This window comes from Anaerocolumna cellulosilytica (assembly GCF_014218335.1).
Lineage (GTDB): Bacteria > Bacillota > Clostridia > Lachnospirales > Lachnospiraceae > Anaerocolumna > Anaerocolumna cellulosilytica.
The window spans coordinates 1,811,347-1,829,785 of record NZ_AP023367.1 but is presented as its reverse complement, the minus strand read 5'-3'; the positions used below and the strand labels follow the sequence as shown (position 1 = coordinate 1,829,785).

The 18,439-nt window shown below is 38.9% G+C and carries 3 protein-coding genes; all 3 read right to left on the bottom strand.

Going from position 1 to position 18,439, the window contains the following annotated elements; all coding sequences use genetic code 11:
• Window positions 1-49 precede the first annotated feature (49 nt).
• From acsn021_RS07805 to acsn021_RS07795, 3 genes are read right to left on the bottom strand one after another with little or no spacing between them, the layout of a single operon-like run.
• A complete protein-coding gene (locus acsn021_RS07805; RefSeq protein WP_184093603.1) occupies window positions 50-5,197 on the bottom strand; it encodes an SDR family NAD(P)-dependent oxidoreductase in 5,148 nt (1,715 codons plus the stop codon).
• Window positions 5,190-13,868, bottom strand: a complete 8,679-nt coding sequence (locus acsn021_RS07800) for an SDR family NAD(P)-dependent oxidoreductase (protein WP_184093602.1) — start codon at window positions 13,866-13,868, stop codon at window positions 5,190-5,192. Before acsn021_RS07800 ends, acsn021_RS07805 begins: the two co-directional genes overlap by 8 nt.
• Before the next feature lie 46 nt (window positions 13,869-13,914).
• Entirely contained in the window at window positions 13,915-18,432 is a 4,518-nt protein-coding gene (locus acsn021_RS07795) for a type I polyketide synthase (RefSeq protein ID WP_184093601.1), read from the bottom strand.
• Window positions 18,433-18,439: the final 7 nt, after the last annotated feature.

The window sequence follows — 18,439 nt, the reverse complement described above, 5'->3', positions numbered from 1 at the left end:
CTATTCAAAAATTGAACAGGCTTAAAAAGAAAGGTTGAAAATAATCTTTTCAACCTAGACTCCCCCTTATATTCCCTGCATTTTTTTGCCCAAAGTTAAGTGCTTCCTCCGGCGTAATATCTCCATCTTCCAATGCCTTAAGCATACTTTCTATGTCATAGGATTCCTTATTGGCAGGTTCTGGCACTTCATATTGAATTCCATGATTCCCATTTATGTTAAAGTCCTTATCCTCCAGATAAAAATGGCGTATTCTATCCTTAACTTCTGCTTTTGTAAAAGTTTTCTCATGCATTTCATTTTCTCTTTTAATATACTCCGGCAACTCTCTCAACATCTCGCCTGCCAGTTCCCTTTTAAGCGTTGTTAAGGTGAGTAACGGCTTCTCTGCTAATGACCTTGCAAGGCTTAAAGCTTCTTTTAAAACTTCATCTCTTTTTTTGAAAGTAACAAGCGCGCCTTTTTCGTATAGTTCGTCACCGGAATATGATTTTGCGGTATACATCATCTCATTGGATAAGTTTATTCCGAATTTTTTCTTTAATATATAGGTAGCTCCCATGCCGGGTGTAAAACCATATTTTGCAAAGACAGCACAATATATTCCTTCTTTTGCCATTATTACAATATCCGCAAATAAACCAAATAGTAAACCACCTCCTGTTGCATGTCCCTGAATTGCTGCTATAACCGGGATACGAGATTCTAACAGTCCTCTGTATAAAAACGGGGCGTCGGTAAAACGATTCTTTTGCTCCGCAATGTTTAACAACTGTTCTTGGGTCCCACCCATACTGAATATATTTCCATAGCCTGTAATAATAATTGCTTTTATTCTGGAATCATTTTGTACCTCTGCAAATTTAGACATTAATCCAAAAATCAGGTCGCTGGCAAACATATTTCTATTTTTAACGTCCTGCATGGTAATAAGTGCAATTGATTCATCGATTACCTGTAAGGTTACCTCCTCTCCTTTATAGCGCTTTACTGCATAGGAATACTCTATTTCTGTCTCAAAACCATTCGATACAGGGGAAACGCTGTTATACCAATAGCGCTTTTTCTCAAAAGGATACGTAGGAAGTGATATTGTTCCCGGTTTATTCTCGCTATAAAGTATATCCCAATGAATCTTTTCTCCCTTAATCCATAATCTTGCCAATTCCAGTAGATTTTCCTTTTGCGGGTTATCAACAATATCTTGCAACGCTGGTTTTTCATTTGGTAATTCATCTTTTGAAAGACTCTTTGTAGAGTAAAAACTTATATTTGCCTGCCTGTCACTGTAATAATCTGTAAGCTTCTCATTTAGTTCTTCTAAGCTTGAAGCAATAATTGCCAAACGGCTTTCTTTTGCCTCACGCCCAGTTTGCAGCGTAAAGACAAGCTTCTCTAAATTAACTTCTCCTGTCCTTTTTTCTTTCATTATGCCATCTGATACCTCTACCTTCCTTACTATGTCAGGATGGTTACTGCTTAAGTAAGCTCCAAGGCTGTGAATAGACCTGTTATTAAGAACTTCTTGCAGTGTTATATCGATTTCAAATCTTTGATTTATTTTTTCAGTTAACATATTAAGCTTAATCATGTCCATATTAAGTTCTGTAAATGAATCTGCCTTTTCTACCTCTGCTGTTTCTATCTGAAGCTGCTGTCCGATTAATTGGCAAAGAATCAACGTGACCTCCGTATGGAAATCCTTCTTTTCCTCTGTTTTTTCCGTATGGCCTTCTATATAGTCTAACATTCTTTTTGTGTATTCCTTTAATCTATCCTCATTGCGAGCTGATAAAACAAAGAGATAAGGCTTGCCTATGGTAAAATGCTTAAACGACTCGGTATCTTGATATTCTTCTAAAATTACATGGGCATTGGAACCGCCTGCACCGAAAGCACTTATACCGGCTATTCTAAGTTCTTTTTGCCATTTACCATCTATACAAAGCATTGGCTGCTCCCACTTTGTACACTTTTTTTGTACATAAAACGGAGTGTTTATAAAATCTATGTTCGGATTTTCTTTTACACTATGTATAGATGGTACTAATTGTTTGTGTTTCATCTGTAGAACTATTTTTGTAAGACCTGCAATTCCGGCAGCCGCTTCTGTGTGTCCGATGTTAGATTTTACGGAGCCTATCGCACAAAATTGTTTATCCTTTGTATACTTATGAAAGGCTTTGGTAAGTCCTGTGACTTCAATTGGATCACCCAATGATGTGCCTGTTCCATGTGCCTCTACATAACTTATGGCTCTTGGATTAATACGTGCCTTATAAAGCGTTTTGGTTATTAACTCACTTTGACTTACAGGATTTGGTACAGTGTAGCCGTTGGTTCTTCCTCCATGATTTATGGCACTTGCCTTTATTACTGCGTAGATGTGGTCCTTATCCGCTTCTGCCTGGGATAAGGTTTTAATTAAAACGGCACCCACTCCTTCTCCCGGAACATAGCCATCTCCTCCTTCACCAAAACTTTTACATCTGCCGTCACTGGATGCAAAGTGATTGGCACATAAGTACTGATGTTTTGTAGGGTGAATGGTAAGGTTTACACCTCCGGCAACTGCCATCTGGCACTCTCCCCTTCGTATACTCTCACAGGCTAAATGTATGGTTGTAAGAGAAGAGGAACACATGGTATCAACTGCAAGACTTGGCCCCTTTAAATCAAGCATATAGGATACCCGGTTCGCAATGGATGCATAAGAAGAGCTTAAAGCCATTGCATTTCCGGCAAGTGTCTCTTCTGCCCCAAATATCTGGTAGTGTCCATACATGACCCCTGCATAAACACCTACCTCATACTTTTTTAATTTGTCCGGGCTATACCCTGCATCTTCGATTGCCTGCCAGACCACTTCCAGGAATAACCGCTCCTGAGGGTCCATCATCTCTGCATCTCTTGGTGCAATTCCAAAAAAGAGTGGATCAAACATATCATACTCCGATAAAAAGCCACCCCATTTACTGTAGGTCTTATCTTTTGCCCCCTTCTCTCTGCTATAATTTTTTTCACAGTTCCAACGTTCAGACGGTATTTCGGTAATACAATCTACTCCGTTTTTTAGATTTTCCCAATATTGATCCAGATTTTCAGCCATTGGGTATTTGCCACTGATTCCGATAATGGCAATATTACTTTCCTCAAAGGTATTACCTATTTTTTTCTCATCGGAAATTATGTTAGAACAAGATACCTTTCTGTCTTTCTCTTGTTTAAATATAATTTTTTCTGCTTTGCTCTTTTCCTGCGTCAGCGCAGCTTCCCCTATACTGGCAGCTTGAATCTGATTTGTTTTAAGTAATTTATTAAGAATGACTTCTTTTTTATTTTCAGCAAAATATGTAATAAGCTCATTAAAATTCCGATATTCAAAAAATAGGGTTTTTGAAATACCCTTAAAAATTTTTTCAATCTGATTGGTCATTTTAACAATGGACATGGAATCAATACCATACTTCTCCCAAGGCTCCGTAGGTATAATCTGTTCTTTCTTAAGCTTTAATTCCCCTGCTATAATCTCTTTCAGATATTCCTCTATGGATCTGTAAAATTGAGCTGATGGAACGTTATTGCTTATAGCTGTTTTTTCATTACTTTCTTCCTGTCTTTCTTCCCTAAAGAGGCTGTCAATACCTTCCACTTTTTCTGTAGCAGTATGAATTACAATCACCTGACTATGGGAAGCTGCAAGGCTCCTTACTAAGATTTCTGTTCCTTGTTTATCAGGAAGCGGAACCAGTCCATAGGAGTGAAGCAGCCCCTCCTTTAAGTCTTTATCTATCTGCATTCCACCATTTTCCCATAAGGGCCAGTTGATGGAGACAATTTTGGTGTCCGATAGTTCTTTTGAGAGATAAGCGGCATAGTTGTCTAAGAACGCACCTGCATACGCATAATCAATTTGTCCCACATTCCCTAAAATACTTGCAAGTCCTGAAAATAGTACCAGAAAATCAACCGGATATCTTTTCAACTTCTCGTGCAGCATAATAGAACCATGGATTTTAGGAGTAAATACCTCGCCTATTTGTGCAAAAGTCTTATTTTTGACCAAGGTATCCCGTAGAACACCTGCGAGATGAAATATTCCATCTAATTTCCCAAATTCATCTACGCACTCCTCCAATATATTATTAAAATCATCTGCATCTCTTAAATCAGTACGGATATACACTGCTTTTGCACCAAAACCTATTAATTCATCAATGACCTGTTTTTTAGTGTCATCTAATGGAGTTCTACCTGTAAGAATGCAGTTTGCATGGTAATTGACTGCCAAATAACGTGCTATAATACAGCCGATTCCCCCTGCACCTCCTGTGATAAGGTAGGTACCTCCCTTCTTAATAAGAACGGACTCCTCTTTAAGAGCAGGTAATTGAAATGTTTTGTATTTTTTTATAAATCTTTTACCTTCACTGTATTTAATTTCTTTTTCACAGCTATTACTTTGTATTTCTTTTCTTATTGCCTGAAGGATGCCATTCTCCTTTGCAGCTTCTTCTTTCTGTACTGACACAACCTTAAAATCCAGATTCGAATCTTCTAAATGTATGGTTTTTACAAACCCGCTTACCGCACCGTAAATGGGATTTCCTTCGCTCGTTTCATAAACAAAAAATAACTTTAGTTTTTTCTTACTATTAACTTGCATTAACCCTTGGCTGATATAGAGTAAGGAATAAAAGCTTTCCTCCAATTGCCTGTGAACGACTGCCTCTGTTTCATTAAATTCCTCTTTTGCCCATAGATGAAGGATAACTTCCGGTAATCGGTTCTCCTTTGAAAGTTCTATGAATAAATGTTCATAATCCTCTTTAGAGGCACGGTTGATTACAAAAGTATCAGAAGTCTGTCTTTGAAATCCTTCTCCCTGCTTTACAAGTATAACGTCTAACCCGTTCCAGGCTTTATCTGCTGTCAATTGTTCTTTTCGTTTTGCACTGTAATCAAAAAGAAGCATGGTTAATCCATTCCATTGATTGGTCTCTTCGCAGTGTCGTTCTCTTAAACCTTTCTCCTCCCACTGCCCATGGAATGTTTTTGTTACGGAAGAAGGGTATGGTTTATTCGCTGCTGTAGTTTTTTTAAGTTCCTTTAGTAAATTCAAGCCTTCCTTAGCAGTAAATCTCTTCTCTTCTATTTGTTTTAATATGCTGCTTCTACTAAGTTTCTCTTCAATCATTTGCTTCCTCCATCATACTTTCCACTTCCCATGCTTTTAAAGTACCATCCTCCAGTCCTTTAAGCAGTTCCAGAGTATTCCTGCTTCTGTCCACTTTTTGAAACTCTCTTATGTGATACCCTTTTACCGTCACCAGAACTTCACCATATTTATCCGTGATTGTAATATCAAACGTAAATTCATTATTCGTCTCAGATCTATTTACTTTAATAACATGTGCATAACACTCCTGCACCACTGGTCTTATGAATTGTATTTCCTGAATATAAAACGGAACAAAAGCAGTATCTTTACTTATATTCAGATATCCCGCCATACCAATGGCAGTCTGTAATGCCCCATCCATTATGGAGGGGTGAATTTTGTATTCATGAAATCCCTCTTCTAAATCAGTTGGAAGTTTTAGCAGTGCCAATGCTTCTTCGGAATTCGAATAAAGCGCATGTATCACCTGAAAACTACTGCCATAGTTCAGCTTCATGGTCTGAAATAAATAATAGCAGTCTTCTTTTGATACAATCTTTTCACAACGATTCTTAATCACATCTATCTGCAAACGGTTGTTTAAAAGTCTTTCTGGTTCATTCTCTTCATATGCCAGACTTCCCTGAGCGTGTACTGTATGCGCTCCTTCCTCATCCGTATAGATTTCAAAAGAAACCTGTCCGTCTTCTTCTGGGCTTAGTAAAAGAGTCGTTTCTACGCTGTTTGTAACTATAATCGGTATTCCCCAGATAATGTCTCTAACATAGCTTACGGGATAACCTGCTGCCATTTCACCCCCAGCACATGCCATTTCAATATAAGCTGCACCGGGCATTACATTTCTCTCCCGGATAATATGATCTTTTATAAAAATTTCCTCCGGCTCAAATCGTGTTGTATACTTCTGTTCGTTCAGTGTTGAAATATTTTGTCCAAGGAGAGGATGAAGCCTTGTTGACCTGTCATTGTTAACCGGTATGGTTTTTGTCATATTCTCCACCCAATATCTTCCTAAATCAAATGGATAGGCAGGAAGAGAAACTTTTTTGTAGGTATCCGCTTCATATAGCAAATCAAAACTAAAGGAATATCCCTTAACATAGTATTCTCCTATCAGTGAAAGCTTCTCCCTATATACAGAATCCTCTCCACCTGACACACTTATTTCTGCAAGCAGTTCCCCGGCAATTTGTTGCTCCTTTAACTCAGGTCTGAACGTATTACTGATAAAACCACCTTCAATCATCTTATGCTCCGGTGATTCTTTAACCTTTAATTCCAACTCATTAAGCAGCGCATCGAGACTTTTTACTATAAATACTCCCCTATAAGAAAAATGGCTTCTTCCCATTGTGAGGGTATATGCAATATCTCCCAGAGAATGGCTATGCTTATGAATCTTCAACCAGGTTACCATATCCTCTAATTTGTTTTTTAAAGCCTTCTCTGTCTTGGCAGAAAAAGGAACCAGATAATAACGGGATACTGGCTGAACCTGAACCCTGTCCTCCTGATATTCCCGAAGAACCATATGGCTATTGGTACCACTAATACCAAAGGCACTAATTGCAGCATATCTTGGTACTCTATCTTTTGTCGTCCAGGGTTTATACTCTGTATTAACATACACCGGACTGTTTTTAAAGTGAATGAATCCATTCTCATGAGTAAAATTAATACTTGGTACCAGTTTTTTGTGTTTCATACAAAGCAGGACTTTTAGTATACTCGCCATCCCCGAAGCTTCTAAGGCATGCCCAATATTTGCCTTCACCGAACCAATGGCACAAAACTGCTTCTTACCTGTGAATTTATGAAAAGCCTCACTTAGAGCTTCTATCTCAATGGGATCTCCTAGTTTCGTTCCAGTACCATGTGCCTCTATGTAACTAATATCCTCTGGGTTAATATGGTAATTCTTATAGACCTCATATTCCAGGGCGGCTTGGGAAGGGGCACTGGGAGCCGTAATGCCATTGCTCTTCCCATCCTGATTAATCCCCATTCCTGCAATGACTCCATAAATATGGTCACCATCTTCTCGGGCCTTCTCAAGTTTTTTAAGTACAATAACGCCAACTCCTTCAGCCGGGATGAACCCATCTGCTTTGTCATCAAATGGGCGGCACTCATCCTGATAGGAGAACATGCCTGTACTGCTTCCCAGCGTGTGAAAATACGGAGTAGGAAATACGTTGACACCTCCTGCAATTACAATATCTGAATCTCCTGCCATAATACTTCTTATGGCCTGATGTACTGCCACCAAAGAGGAGGAGCAGGCAGTGGTAACAACAACACTTGGGCCTCTCAGATTCAATAGATAAGATATCCTTGCCGACAAAATCGGAAGAGTATTTCCGGTAAATACATAATTACTTTTTGGAACACCGCAGGCTTCGATGTGCTGCATATAATAGCTTTCATTACAACCTACAAAAACACCGCATTTCTTTTCGTTTAAGTACTCCTCCGAAAATCCTGCATCCTCTAAGGCTTTCCAGGCCTCTTGCAAGAATAATCTTTGTTGCGGGTCCATTAATTCAGCTTCTCTGGGTGAGATGTTAAAAAACAATGGATCAAATTGGTCAGCGTTGTCCAGCATACCAGATGTTTTTATATAACTTTTATTAGGAGCCTCTGGGTCTGTACTGTAAAAACTGTCCAAATCCCATCGATTGATTTCGGTAACAGAATTTTTTCCGTCGCATAAATTCTTCCAGTATTCTTCTAGTGTTTTAGCCCCTGCGAACATACCTGACATTCCGACGATGGCAATGTCCATTGAAGAAGTTTCTGCCTGCTTTCTTTCAAATGATATAGCTTTTTCTGTGGATACGCCTTTCTCAGCAGTTACGTTTTTTTCAGTGGATGCAGCCTTTTCAGTGGATATCACCTTTTCAGTGGACGCTGTCTTTTCAATCGCAGCTTTATCTGTTAAAGCTTTTTCTTGTATGGCTTCATCCTTTAGCGCATCCGATGTATTTGCCAAATCCACCAGGAGCTTATCCCCTGATTTATCCAAAATATACTCTTTTAGCTTGGTTGTAGTAGGATAATTAAATAACGCGGTGGAGTTAAGTTCTATCTTTAATGCCTGATTTATTTTATTAACTATCTGCCCGGATAAAATGGAATCCACTCCGTATTCTTTATAAGGTGTATTTATATCCAAATCCCCCTTATTTATCTTAAGAACAGCCATTAAACAATTCAATATACTATCCTCAACGTGCTGTTCTAAGCTATGCCGGCTGTCTGCCTGCTTATTAGCTGGTGATTTCGTGTTTTCCTGAACTGTTTTCTTATACTCCTCCTGTGCTAAGAACACTTTTTTAAGCTTATCATCCGCTTTCTTAGAAGCCAATAAAACCACGCCATCGCTTTGGGATACAATCACATTTTGGTGGAAGCGAAAATCTCCTGTTTGGGGCTGCCCAAATTGATTCACTTCTCTAAATCCTTCTTCCATTAATAGGTTTCTCCACATCCTATTACTTAGTAAAGGAGAACCTGTCATACGGCTGCTCTCATCTTCAAAAAGCCACCAGCCATCCAGCAAACCAAAGGTTAAGGTAGCGACATCCTCAACCTTTGTATTTTCATTTAAAATGAGCCATCCTGAATTTTTAAGCAGTAACTTTGTATTTTTTATGGTAGTGTTTATATTCATCGTTGCATGGAGGACATTCGTTGCAATAACCATATCGTATTCTCCGGCTGAAAACCCTTGCTCTAGTATATCTTCTTCTATATTAAGACGTTTAAAGCTTACATAAGGATTCTCTGCACCAAAGGAGTCTGCACCATGTTTTAAGAAAGCCTCCGAGACATCTGTGTAATCATATTGCAGTAATCTTTCATATTTTTGAATCTTACTAAAAACGGTACGGCTTGTTCCTCCCGTACCGGCTCCGATTTCCAAAATTTTTATTTTCCTGCTATCTGTTGATTTCTTCTGATAAGTATCGATATATGAGGTTACCACCCAGGCAAGAACCTCATTTTCATAATCAGACACTTCATTCCCGTTATAAATTTTCTCAACCAGCTTCATGGAGGCATTAGGAAAGACAATATCTGTTGCCAGACAATCACCTGTTAAAATATCCCATATGTGTTCAGAACATATCCATAGCAGCTCCAGATAGGGTATAACCATGGGATAGTTTTCTTGCAATGTATCCCTGCCCCTTAAAAGCTCTGATAACTTCTGTTTTAATTCTGCACTATCCAATTGTTTCGTAGTTATCAAGCTATCCGGTTCCAGCAGTGATGTTACAAACTGATTTTTATAGCAGATAGAAATCATACTTTCAAAGAGGCGGTTATATTTTTCAATAATATGCAGTTGTGTTCTTAATTCCTTTATGCTGTACTTCTGCCCCTGGTCTTTAAATATACCCCTTTTTTGAAATGCGTTTAATACTAATAATCCGGTAAACTTACTTAATGCTTCAAAGCCTTCCTTGGTAACGGCAAGCCTATTCTCAGCTAAGGCTGGCATTTTTTTCCGGTCTAGTATTTGTACAGATAAGATATTCTTATCTTCTTTGCATACGCTGACTTTATGTTCCAAATCAACACCCATACTACCTAAAATAGTATCACTTGCTTTCATAGCGAGGGTTTGGACATTGGAGGCACTTAGTACTTGTTCTATTGCCTCCATACCTTCTGAGGTATGAATGGGGTAAATCCCGCTTTCGGTAAGTCTTTTATTGTATTCTTCTCCTGCTACAATTCCTACCTCTCCCCAGAACCCCCAGTTAATTAACTTAACCGGGAAGCTTACCTTCTCATTCTCGTATAAAGCAAAAGAATCGGTAAATGCACAAGCCGCAGCATAATTACTTTGACCCGGATTCCCGATAAAAGTCTGTCCCGAGGAGAAATACATAATGAAATCAAGTGCTTCTCCTTTAACAGCATTGTGCAGTACGACGCTTCCTTTTACTTTGGGGGATAATACGTGCATTAAGGACGCTTCATCCATATTCCGTACTGCCTGATCTTGTAATACAAGTGCCGAATGTATGACCCCGTTAATTCTACCAAATCTGGCTTTTGACTCACTCATTATTTGCTTCATGCTTACCGGATCTGTAACATCACCCTGGCAGTAAAATACATCCCCTCCCATTTGCCTTATCTTTTTCATGGTATTATCCAATAAAGAGTCTGCTTTACTTCTGCCGATGAGTATAAGCTTTCCATGATATTTTTCAGCAATATGTAAGGATAGTTCAATACCTATGCCGCCGGCTCCGCCAACAATAAGATAGACTCCGCCTTCTTTAAAACCGTCTTTCGTCTCTGTAGATAATTCCAAGGGGTATATGCGCCTGTTATATTTTACACCGTTTCTAAGAACAATTTCTGACTGACTGATTGAAGGATTTTCCTGTACTAAGGTAGTAATTGCACGACTCACCTCTATAGAGAATACATCTTTCTTATAGAGGTTTAAATCAAATCCGCTTATACGCCAGTTCGTGAATTCTTTTTCAACTGATCTTGCAAATCCAAAAATACCGGCAGCATATGGCAGACACACCTCTTCTAAAAAGACTTTAAAAACATTATTCGTAATTAGCTTAAGGGTGACATTATAAGACTCATATCCACATAATATCATGGCTTTTATGAGTCGGTACAAGGTTATAACGCTTTGTTCCTGTACCAAATTAAAATATTCTAACTCCTCCGTATCAACTTCTTTTTCTGTAATTCCTCCCAGAAAAAAAATAGTATCAACCATAGGAATCTCTGCTAATAGTATTTCCCATTTGGTATCTAATCTCGCCTTGATAATTTCACTCTCTTTTAAATGTTCCTCCAGCAAAGCACTGATTTCTAATGACGCATCACTAACTATTATAAGAACCCGTTCCGGTTTTTTATCCGTACGGTCAGAAGCTGTATCTTTCGCTCGCTCCCATTTTGGCATATAATATAGACTCGTCTTCTGACTTACTGCCTGCAATCCCTGCCTCTGACTATTCTCATTCATTCGAATGGATACGTTCTCTGATATGCTTTCTGGGTGAGCCAGTGAATATATCTTTGTTGAAAAAGGGTACGTGGGTATGGATATACGTTTTGGTAAACTAGGCTGTGCCTTCTCACTAGAGGCTTCTGCTGCATATAATAGATTCCAGTCAATCGGAACTCCTGCTGCCCATAGTCTTGCTATCTTCTCATATTCTCCGTTGTTTATTAAGGCCTTTACAAACGTCCCACTTTCTGTTCCGTAAAAGACATCCTTGATTTTCAAAGATTTTGCATTATCAAGGCAGAGATTCTTACTATACTCTGAATCATTTATATACTCCCTCAATCTTTCCTTGGCTTCATAAAGGTTTGATACTACAAATGCCAATCTCTCCTGCATGGCCTCACGCCCAACCTGCAACGTGTATGCCATATTGTGGAATAGATTCTCCTTATTAACTTCTGTATTCTCCAATTGCCCATCTATAAAAACATACAATTTTTTGGCATAATCCTTTAGCTTTTTTTCAGTCCTGGCAGAAAGAACATAAATCTGGCGGGATACCTTCGCATTCACTTTATAATCTGTTTTTATATATTCTTCTATTATAATATGGGCATTGGATCCCCCCGCTCCAAAAGAAGAAATTCCTGCCATCAGCGGATATTCTTTCTCCTCACCCTCCACCTGTAATTTCTGACGCTTCCAGGGTTCTAATTCTTGTTGAACCCTAAAGGCAGTACTATCAAAATCAATATTTGAATTTAGTACTTTTGCATGAAGGGAAGGTACCAGATATCCATATTTCATCTGCAATAGTATTTTAGTGATACCTGCAATCCCTGCCGCACTTTCACAATGTCCTATATTAGATTTAACCGAACCGATTTTGCAAAACTGTTTATCACTTGTAAATTCACTAAAGGCTTTTTGCAGACCGGTAATTTCAATGGGGTCACCCAATGCAGTGCCTGTGCCGTGTGCTTCAATATAACTAACTGCTCGGGGATTTATGCCTGCCTTCTGATACGCCCTACGTATTACCTGTGCCTGCGCATTGGGGTTTGGTACGGTATAACCATTGGTTTTACCTCCATGATTAATAGCACTACTCTTAATAACACCATAAATCTGATCCTTGCCAGCTATTGCTTTGTCTAGTGGTTTTAAAAGGATGGCTCCAACACCTTCTCCCGGGACATACCCGTCCCCTCCTTCACCAAAACTTTCACAAAGTCCTTTACTGGATAAAAAATTATTCTGACCCAACAGCACATATTTATTGGGATGAACGGATACATTAACGCCTCCGGCTATCGCCAGTTCACAATCACCTTCTATAAGGCTTTGGCAAGCCAGATGGATTGCTGTTAGAGAAGAGGAACATAAGGTATCTACTGCCATACTTGGCCCATGAAAATTAAAGAAATGGGATACTCTGTTTGCAATGGATGATAAATTGCTGTTTAAGGCTATCATATTGCCTTCTGCCTGCTGTTTTAATCCATAGAACTGGTATTCTGCAAACAAAGCACCTACGAATACACCCACATTCCCATCCATTCCATTTTCTTTGTAATGACTTAAAGCCTCTTTGGTATACCCTGCATCCTCCAGTGTTTCATAAACACACGTAAGAAATAGCCTCTCTTGTGGATCCATTATTTCGGCATCATGAGGTGAAATATTAAAAAACAGTGGGTCAAATCCATACACATCTTTAAGAAATCCTCCCCATTTTGAGTTGATTTTACCTTCCATTCCTCTGTCTTTGTCATAAAAATCAGTATAGTCCCAGCGTTCTTTTGGTATTTCTGTAATACAGTTTTTTCCTTGTTGTAAATTATCCCAAAATTCATACATAGTATCTGCCATGGGGTATCTTCCGGCCAAACCGATTATTGCTATCTCTAAGGCTTTATCAGAGCCCTTTTTTTCTTCCTCTCTTGGGTAAGTAAATCGTCTTTTCAGGTTCTTCTTCAAAGGATTTGAAGCAATAAAAGGAAGGAAGTCCCAAGTATTTCCTGCCGCACCTTCTTTTTCCACTATAACTGGTTCTGTCTGGCTTTTTGCAATTACAGTTACACCAGAATCCGGGGTTCCTAACAGAAGTTTTAACTTCTCGGAGTGATTGGCAATAAAGTAATCTACAATTTCCTCCACTGTCCTGTATTCAAAAAACAAAGTCTTTGGAAGAACATCAAATACGTCCTCTAACTTACTTGTCATTTGCATAATCAGTACGGAATCTATTCCGTACTCCTCCTCCATTGGTACATCTTCCTCTATTTTATGGACGGGAACCTTTAATTCTGCCGATAACAGTTCCTTAAAATAAGCAACCGTCCTTTCTTTTGAAAAATTGACTTCTTTATTGCCAGGCTTTTGGCTAACACCAAATATGGCATTTAACTCTTTTTCATACTCCATAACAAAATACCCTGCCAATTCCTCAATGGTCTGATATTCAAAAAATAAGGTTTTAGGCAATGTCCCGAAGGTTTCTTCTAATTTATTCGTCATTTGCATCACCATGACGGAGTCTATCCCATATTCCTCCATAGGTACATCCTCTTCTATTTTATGTACCGGAACTTTTAATTCCAGAGACAGCATTTCTTTCAAATATTCCACTGCCTTTTGGGAAGATACTTTTGCATCCTGATAATGTTCATTTCTATTTTCTTTCATACAAATTTTCCTCTTCCTTTTTCTTATTATCCGGATCTTTATCCGGTCATTGATTTACAAATTCACATATTTTTTCCTCATCTCCCATTGCAACCATCACTTGCTCCTGCTCAAGCTCATATATTCTATAGAATGCTTCTATTCCGATTTCAGTTTGTAAGACTTCCATTCCGGTTCGTTTTTTATGCTGCCTTTTCGCTTCTTCCTTCATATGCATTCCTCCTTCTTCCCATAGGGGCCAGTTTATAGAAATGGTTTTTCCATACCGGCTGTTTTTTTTGACTAATTTATTACGATAGGCTGCATATTCATCCATAAAAGCATTCGCAGCAGCATAATCCGCTTGCCCGGTATTGCCAAGAGAACCGGCTATGGAAGAAAATAGGATTAAGAAATCTAAACGGATCTCTTTCGTTTCTTTATCTATGAAGATTAAACCATTAACTTTGGGCTCTAATACACTCTGTAACTCTTCCCTGCTTTTCTTATAGATATAATTGTCCCGCTTAATACCGGCACAATAAAGTATACCGTGAATCGTTCCGTATTGTTGTACTGTCTCCTTTATAAGCTCTTTAACTTGCAGGGGATCTGTAACATCTGTCTGCCTGTATTCAATGCGTGCCCCTGTACTTGTTATTTTACGTATTCTATCTGCTTTTTCCTTATGAAGGCTACCACGACCGGTTATTATTATGGTAGGTTTGTCCGCTTTCTTAGCAATTTCTAAAGCAAATAGCAAACCCAATTCACCACTTCCGCCAGTTATCAGATAGATACCGTTATCCCTCCATGGTTTTTTATCTATAGTCATAGAGGATAGCTTTCTCCATCCCTTCACATAACGTTTGCCGCTCTGATAACTGATTTCTTTATCCGCGGGACGGTTACTATCCTGAATAATCTTCTGATAGGTAGCAGAAGTGATTTCATCCGGTTCAACCTCAATTATCTGACCGGTAAATTTAGGATTCTCTTGCTCAGCCGTTTTTAACATTCCCCTAAATCCTGCGAATAGTTTTTCATTGTCACCCTTTGGCAGAATAATTTGTACAAGACTATTTTTGCTGTTTTTATCTGACAAGGTTTTCTTTAGTTCCTCCAGAACCAGACCGGCATATTCATTATACCGCCTTCCAATATCCACTAGACTGTTACTGCTTCCTTCATCCCTCTTAAGTCTTATCTCCTTTATAGGCATGGCAGCATGATGCCCCCCTGTAGCTTTTTCTAGTTTCATATTGGGCATTTCACATACAATCAAAAGATGATTATCATAGTGGCAGGTTACTTCATCTCTTAAGGTTACTTCATCTCTTAAGTATACCTCTCTCCACTCTGGTGTAAAAAGAAGCAGCTCTGTATTTTTATCCCTGCTAAAGTGGTTGGTGTCTAGCTTTTTTAAGGCAAGTCCCTCCATTTTAATGCATACTTTTCCTGTTTTATCACAAAGTACTATGTCAAATTTCTTTATATTATTTTTCACATCCTCAATAGATACGTCTTTAATATACGCCCACTTAATATCGGTATTCCGGTTGATTACCATAAGCTTTTGCAAAGCAAGGGGCAGGTACGCTTCCATCTTATTGTCATTCATCATGAGTCCCATTGTTGCCTGAATGGCAGAATCCATAATACATGGGTGTAATAGATACTGGCTGCTTGTACTCTTTAAATCCTCAGGCATCATTAATTGGGCAAGTAATTGTTTATCCCCGATATAAAGTTTTTCAATCCCTTGCTGTTCTTTTCCATAGCAAAAGCCTATCTCTTCAAATGCCCTGTAACACACATTTCCTGTTATTTCACCAGCATTACATACTTTTATTGTATCCTGAACATCCACAAAACTCGCTATTCTTCCGAAATGCAGCGAATCTGCACTAAAGCTTACATTAGCGTGTGGACTATGATAGTTTACGCTTATCTCCTCCTCAAATTGTAGAATATTAGCAATACCTGCACTATGTATGCTTCCATCTCCTCCACTGACCTCATAGGTAATCTGTTCATCATTCTCCAAATATAGAGCGGTTTTTACAGAAACCGGATTCTCACTGACGATTACAGGTTTTGCCCATAGTATATTGCTTAACTGGAATACTGTTCCTTCTTGATAATTACGGGTAGAAGCTTTTATAGCAGCCAACGCCATTTCCAGATAGGCTACTCCTGGTAAAATTCTCTGGTTTTCAATCACATGTGCCTTAAGAAAGAATTCCGTTCCTTTTAACACTGTTATAAATTTTTGTTCCATAAAATCAGATGTATTCTCATGGAGCAGAGGATGTAATACTGCTTTATTTAGCTCCTTTCCTTGCTTCTTTTTTTCTCCGGATATCCAATAAGATTCCTTCGCAAAAGGATAAGTCGGCATACTTACAATCCCTGGCTTATCCTTGCCGTACATACTATTCCAATCAACACTAATTCCTTTTACCCATAAATCTAGTACCTTCGCTAGTTTTCCCTTTTTTATCCAGCTTCGTAAGGTTTCAGAAAATTCCTCATCTCCTTCAAACAAGGCTATGGTTTTCTTACTCTGCTTACCATTTGCATGAAAGATTGCTTTATTCTCTGTTCCTTGAAGGAATAGCTTAAGCTTTACTTTTAAATCGCTAACAGATTCGGTTATAATGGCAAGTCTATCCTGCATGGCTTCACGCCCCGTTTGTAAGGTATATGCAATGTCTGCAAGGTGCTCTGTCTTCGCTTCATGTAGATAGTCAAGGAGATTCTGCGCATAAACCATAAGCCGTTCCTCTGTTTTAGCTGACAGTACAATAATGAATTCCCGAAAATCTGTTTCTACGGTCTGCCTAGTTTCCTGGTATTCTTCCAAAATAATATGGGCATTGGTACCGCCAAAGCCAAAGGAGCTTACCCCCGCTCTTCTGGGCAACACATTGTTCTTATCATCTGTTAATGCCTCCCACGGCCTGTTCTTATCAACAATATAGAACGGGCTTCCCTCCAAATGTATTCTTTCATTCATTGTATGAAAATGAAGATTACCGGGAATTCGTTTATGTTTCATCGATAAAAGTATCTTTAACACGCCGGCAATGCCGGAAGCGATTTCCAGATGTCCGATATTTGATTTCACAGATCCTATACCGCAATACTTTTCTTTTAAACGAGTTCCTGTTATCTTTGCAGCCTCTTCAAAAGCCTTCTTAATTCCGTTTATTTCAATTGGATCCCCCAGACTAGTACCCGTACCATGAGCTTCTATATAGGATATAGTATCCGGTGATACCTTGCTTCTTTTAAGTGCTGTTATAATTGCTTCTGCCTGTGCTGCCGGACTGGGTGCCGTTAAAGAATTTGTCAGACCACAGTGATTGACAGCCGTTCCTTTTATTACGCCATATATATGATTCCCGTCTTCAATGGCTTTTAATAGGGGCTTTAATAATATTGCACCAACTCCTTCTGCCCTGACATACCCGTTGGCTGCATTATCAAAAGACTTGCATTTCCCGTCTGGTGAAAGCATGCCGGCATGGCTAAAAGACAGATACGGTCTTGGCACACAGATAATATTAACTCCGCCTGCAACCGCCATATCACATTCTCCGCTTCCTATTGCTTGTACTGCCTGATGGATGGCAACCAACGAACTGGAGCAGGCCGTATCTACTGTAGTGCTTGGACCGTGCAGGTTTAGCAGATAAGAAATCCGGTTTGCGATAATACTAAAATACGTTCCGGTTGCCGCATAACTGTCTATCGAAACTCCCTTGCCGGTAATTAATTGATTATAATCGTCGTTACCGGCACCGATAAATACACCAGTATTAGAGCCTGCCACTTCTGAAGCCTTATAGCCTGCATCTTCAAATAACCGCCATACCTCCTCTAACAAAATCCGCTGCTGGGGATCCATTAATTCTGCTTCTCTTGGAGATATATTAAAGAATCCTGCATCAAAACACTTAATATCTTTTAGGAATCCGCCATTTTTATTATTTGACTTATTGCCGTTTCTGGCATCGCCATAATATTCCTGCCAAAGAAAACGATCCTTAGGAATTTCCGTTACCATGTCTTCCCCATTAATTAAGTGCTCCCAAAATTCATTTATGTTATCAGACTGAGGAAGTCGTCCGCTCATGCCGATTACTGCTATCCCTTGAAGGGATACTTCTTCCTCTGCGTTCTCTTCTATTGGTTCATTGTGTGCAAATAAGCTGGCTAGTTCTCTCACTGTATTACTCGGTTCTTCTATTCTATTCTGCCGGATAGCGGGTGTCGGTGTAATCCTTTCCTCTGATGGTTTCACCTCATTTTGAGCAAGTTTTACATACTTCTCTTTTAAATAACCACTCATCATTTTCATCGTTGAATATTCAAACAGTAAAGTGGCATCAATTTCTATTCCCAGTCTGCCGTTAATCATTTCTGTAAATTCATTTAGTGATACCGAATCTAAACCAAATTCTCTTAAATCCGTATTCTCATCCATATCTTTTTCATCTATGCTTAACAATTCTGCAAGCATAGTTACAAGCATGCTTTCAATCTCTACATTCTTTTCTGAATAAGCCTCCATTTTCATTGATGTA

Coding starts and splice junctions, on each gene's coding strand:
- acsn021_RS07800 (WP_184093602.1), bottom strand. CDS start 13,868: ATGAAAGAAAATAGAAATGAACATTATCAGGATGCAAAAGTATCTTCC.
- acsn021_RS07795 (WP_184093601.1), bottom strand. CDS start 18,432: ATGAAAATGGAGGCTTATTCAGAAAAGAATGTAGAGATTGAAAGCATG.
- acsn021_RS07805 (WP_184093603.1), bottom strand. CDS start 5,197: ATGATTGAAGAGAAACTTAGTAGAAGCAGCATATTAAAACAAATAGAA.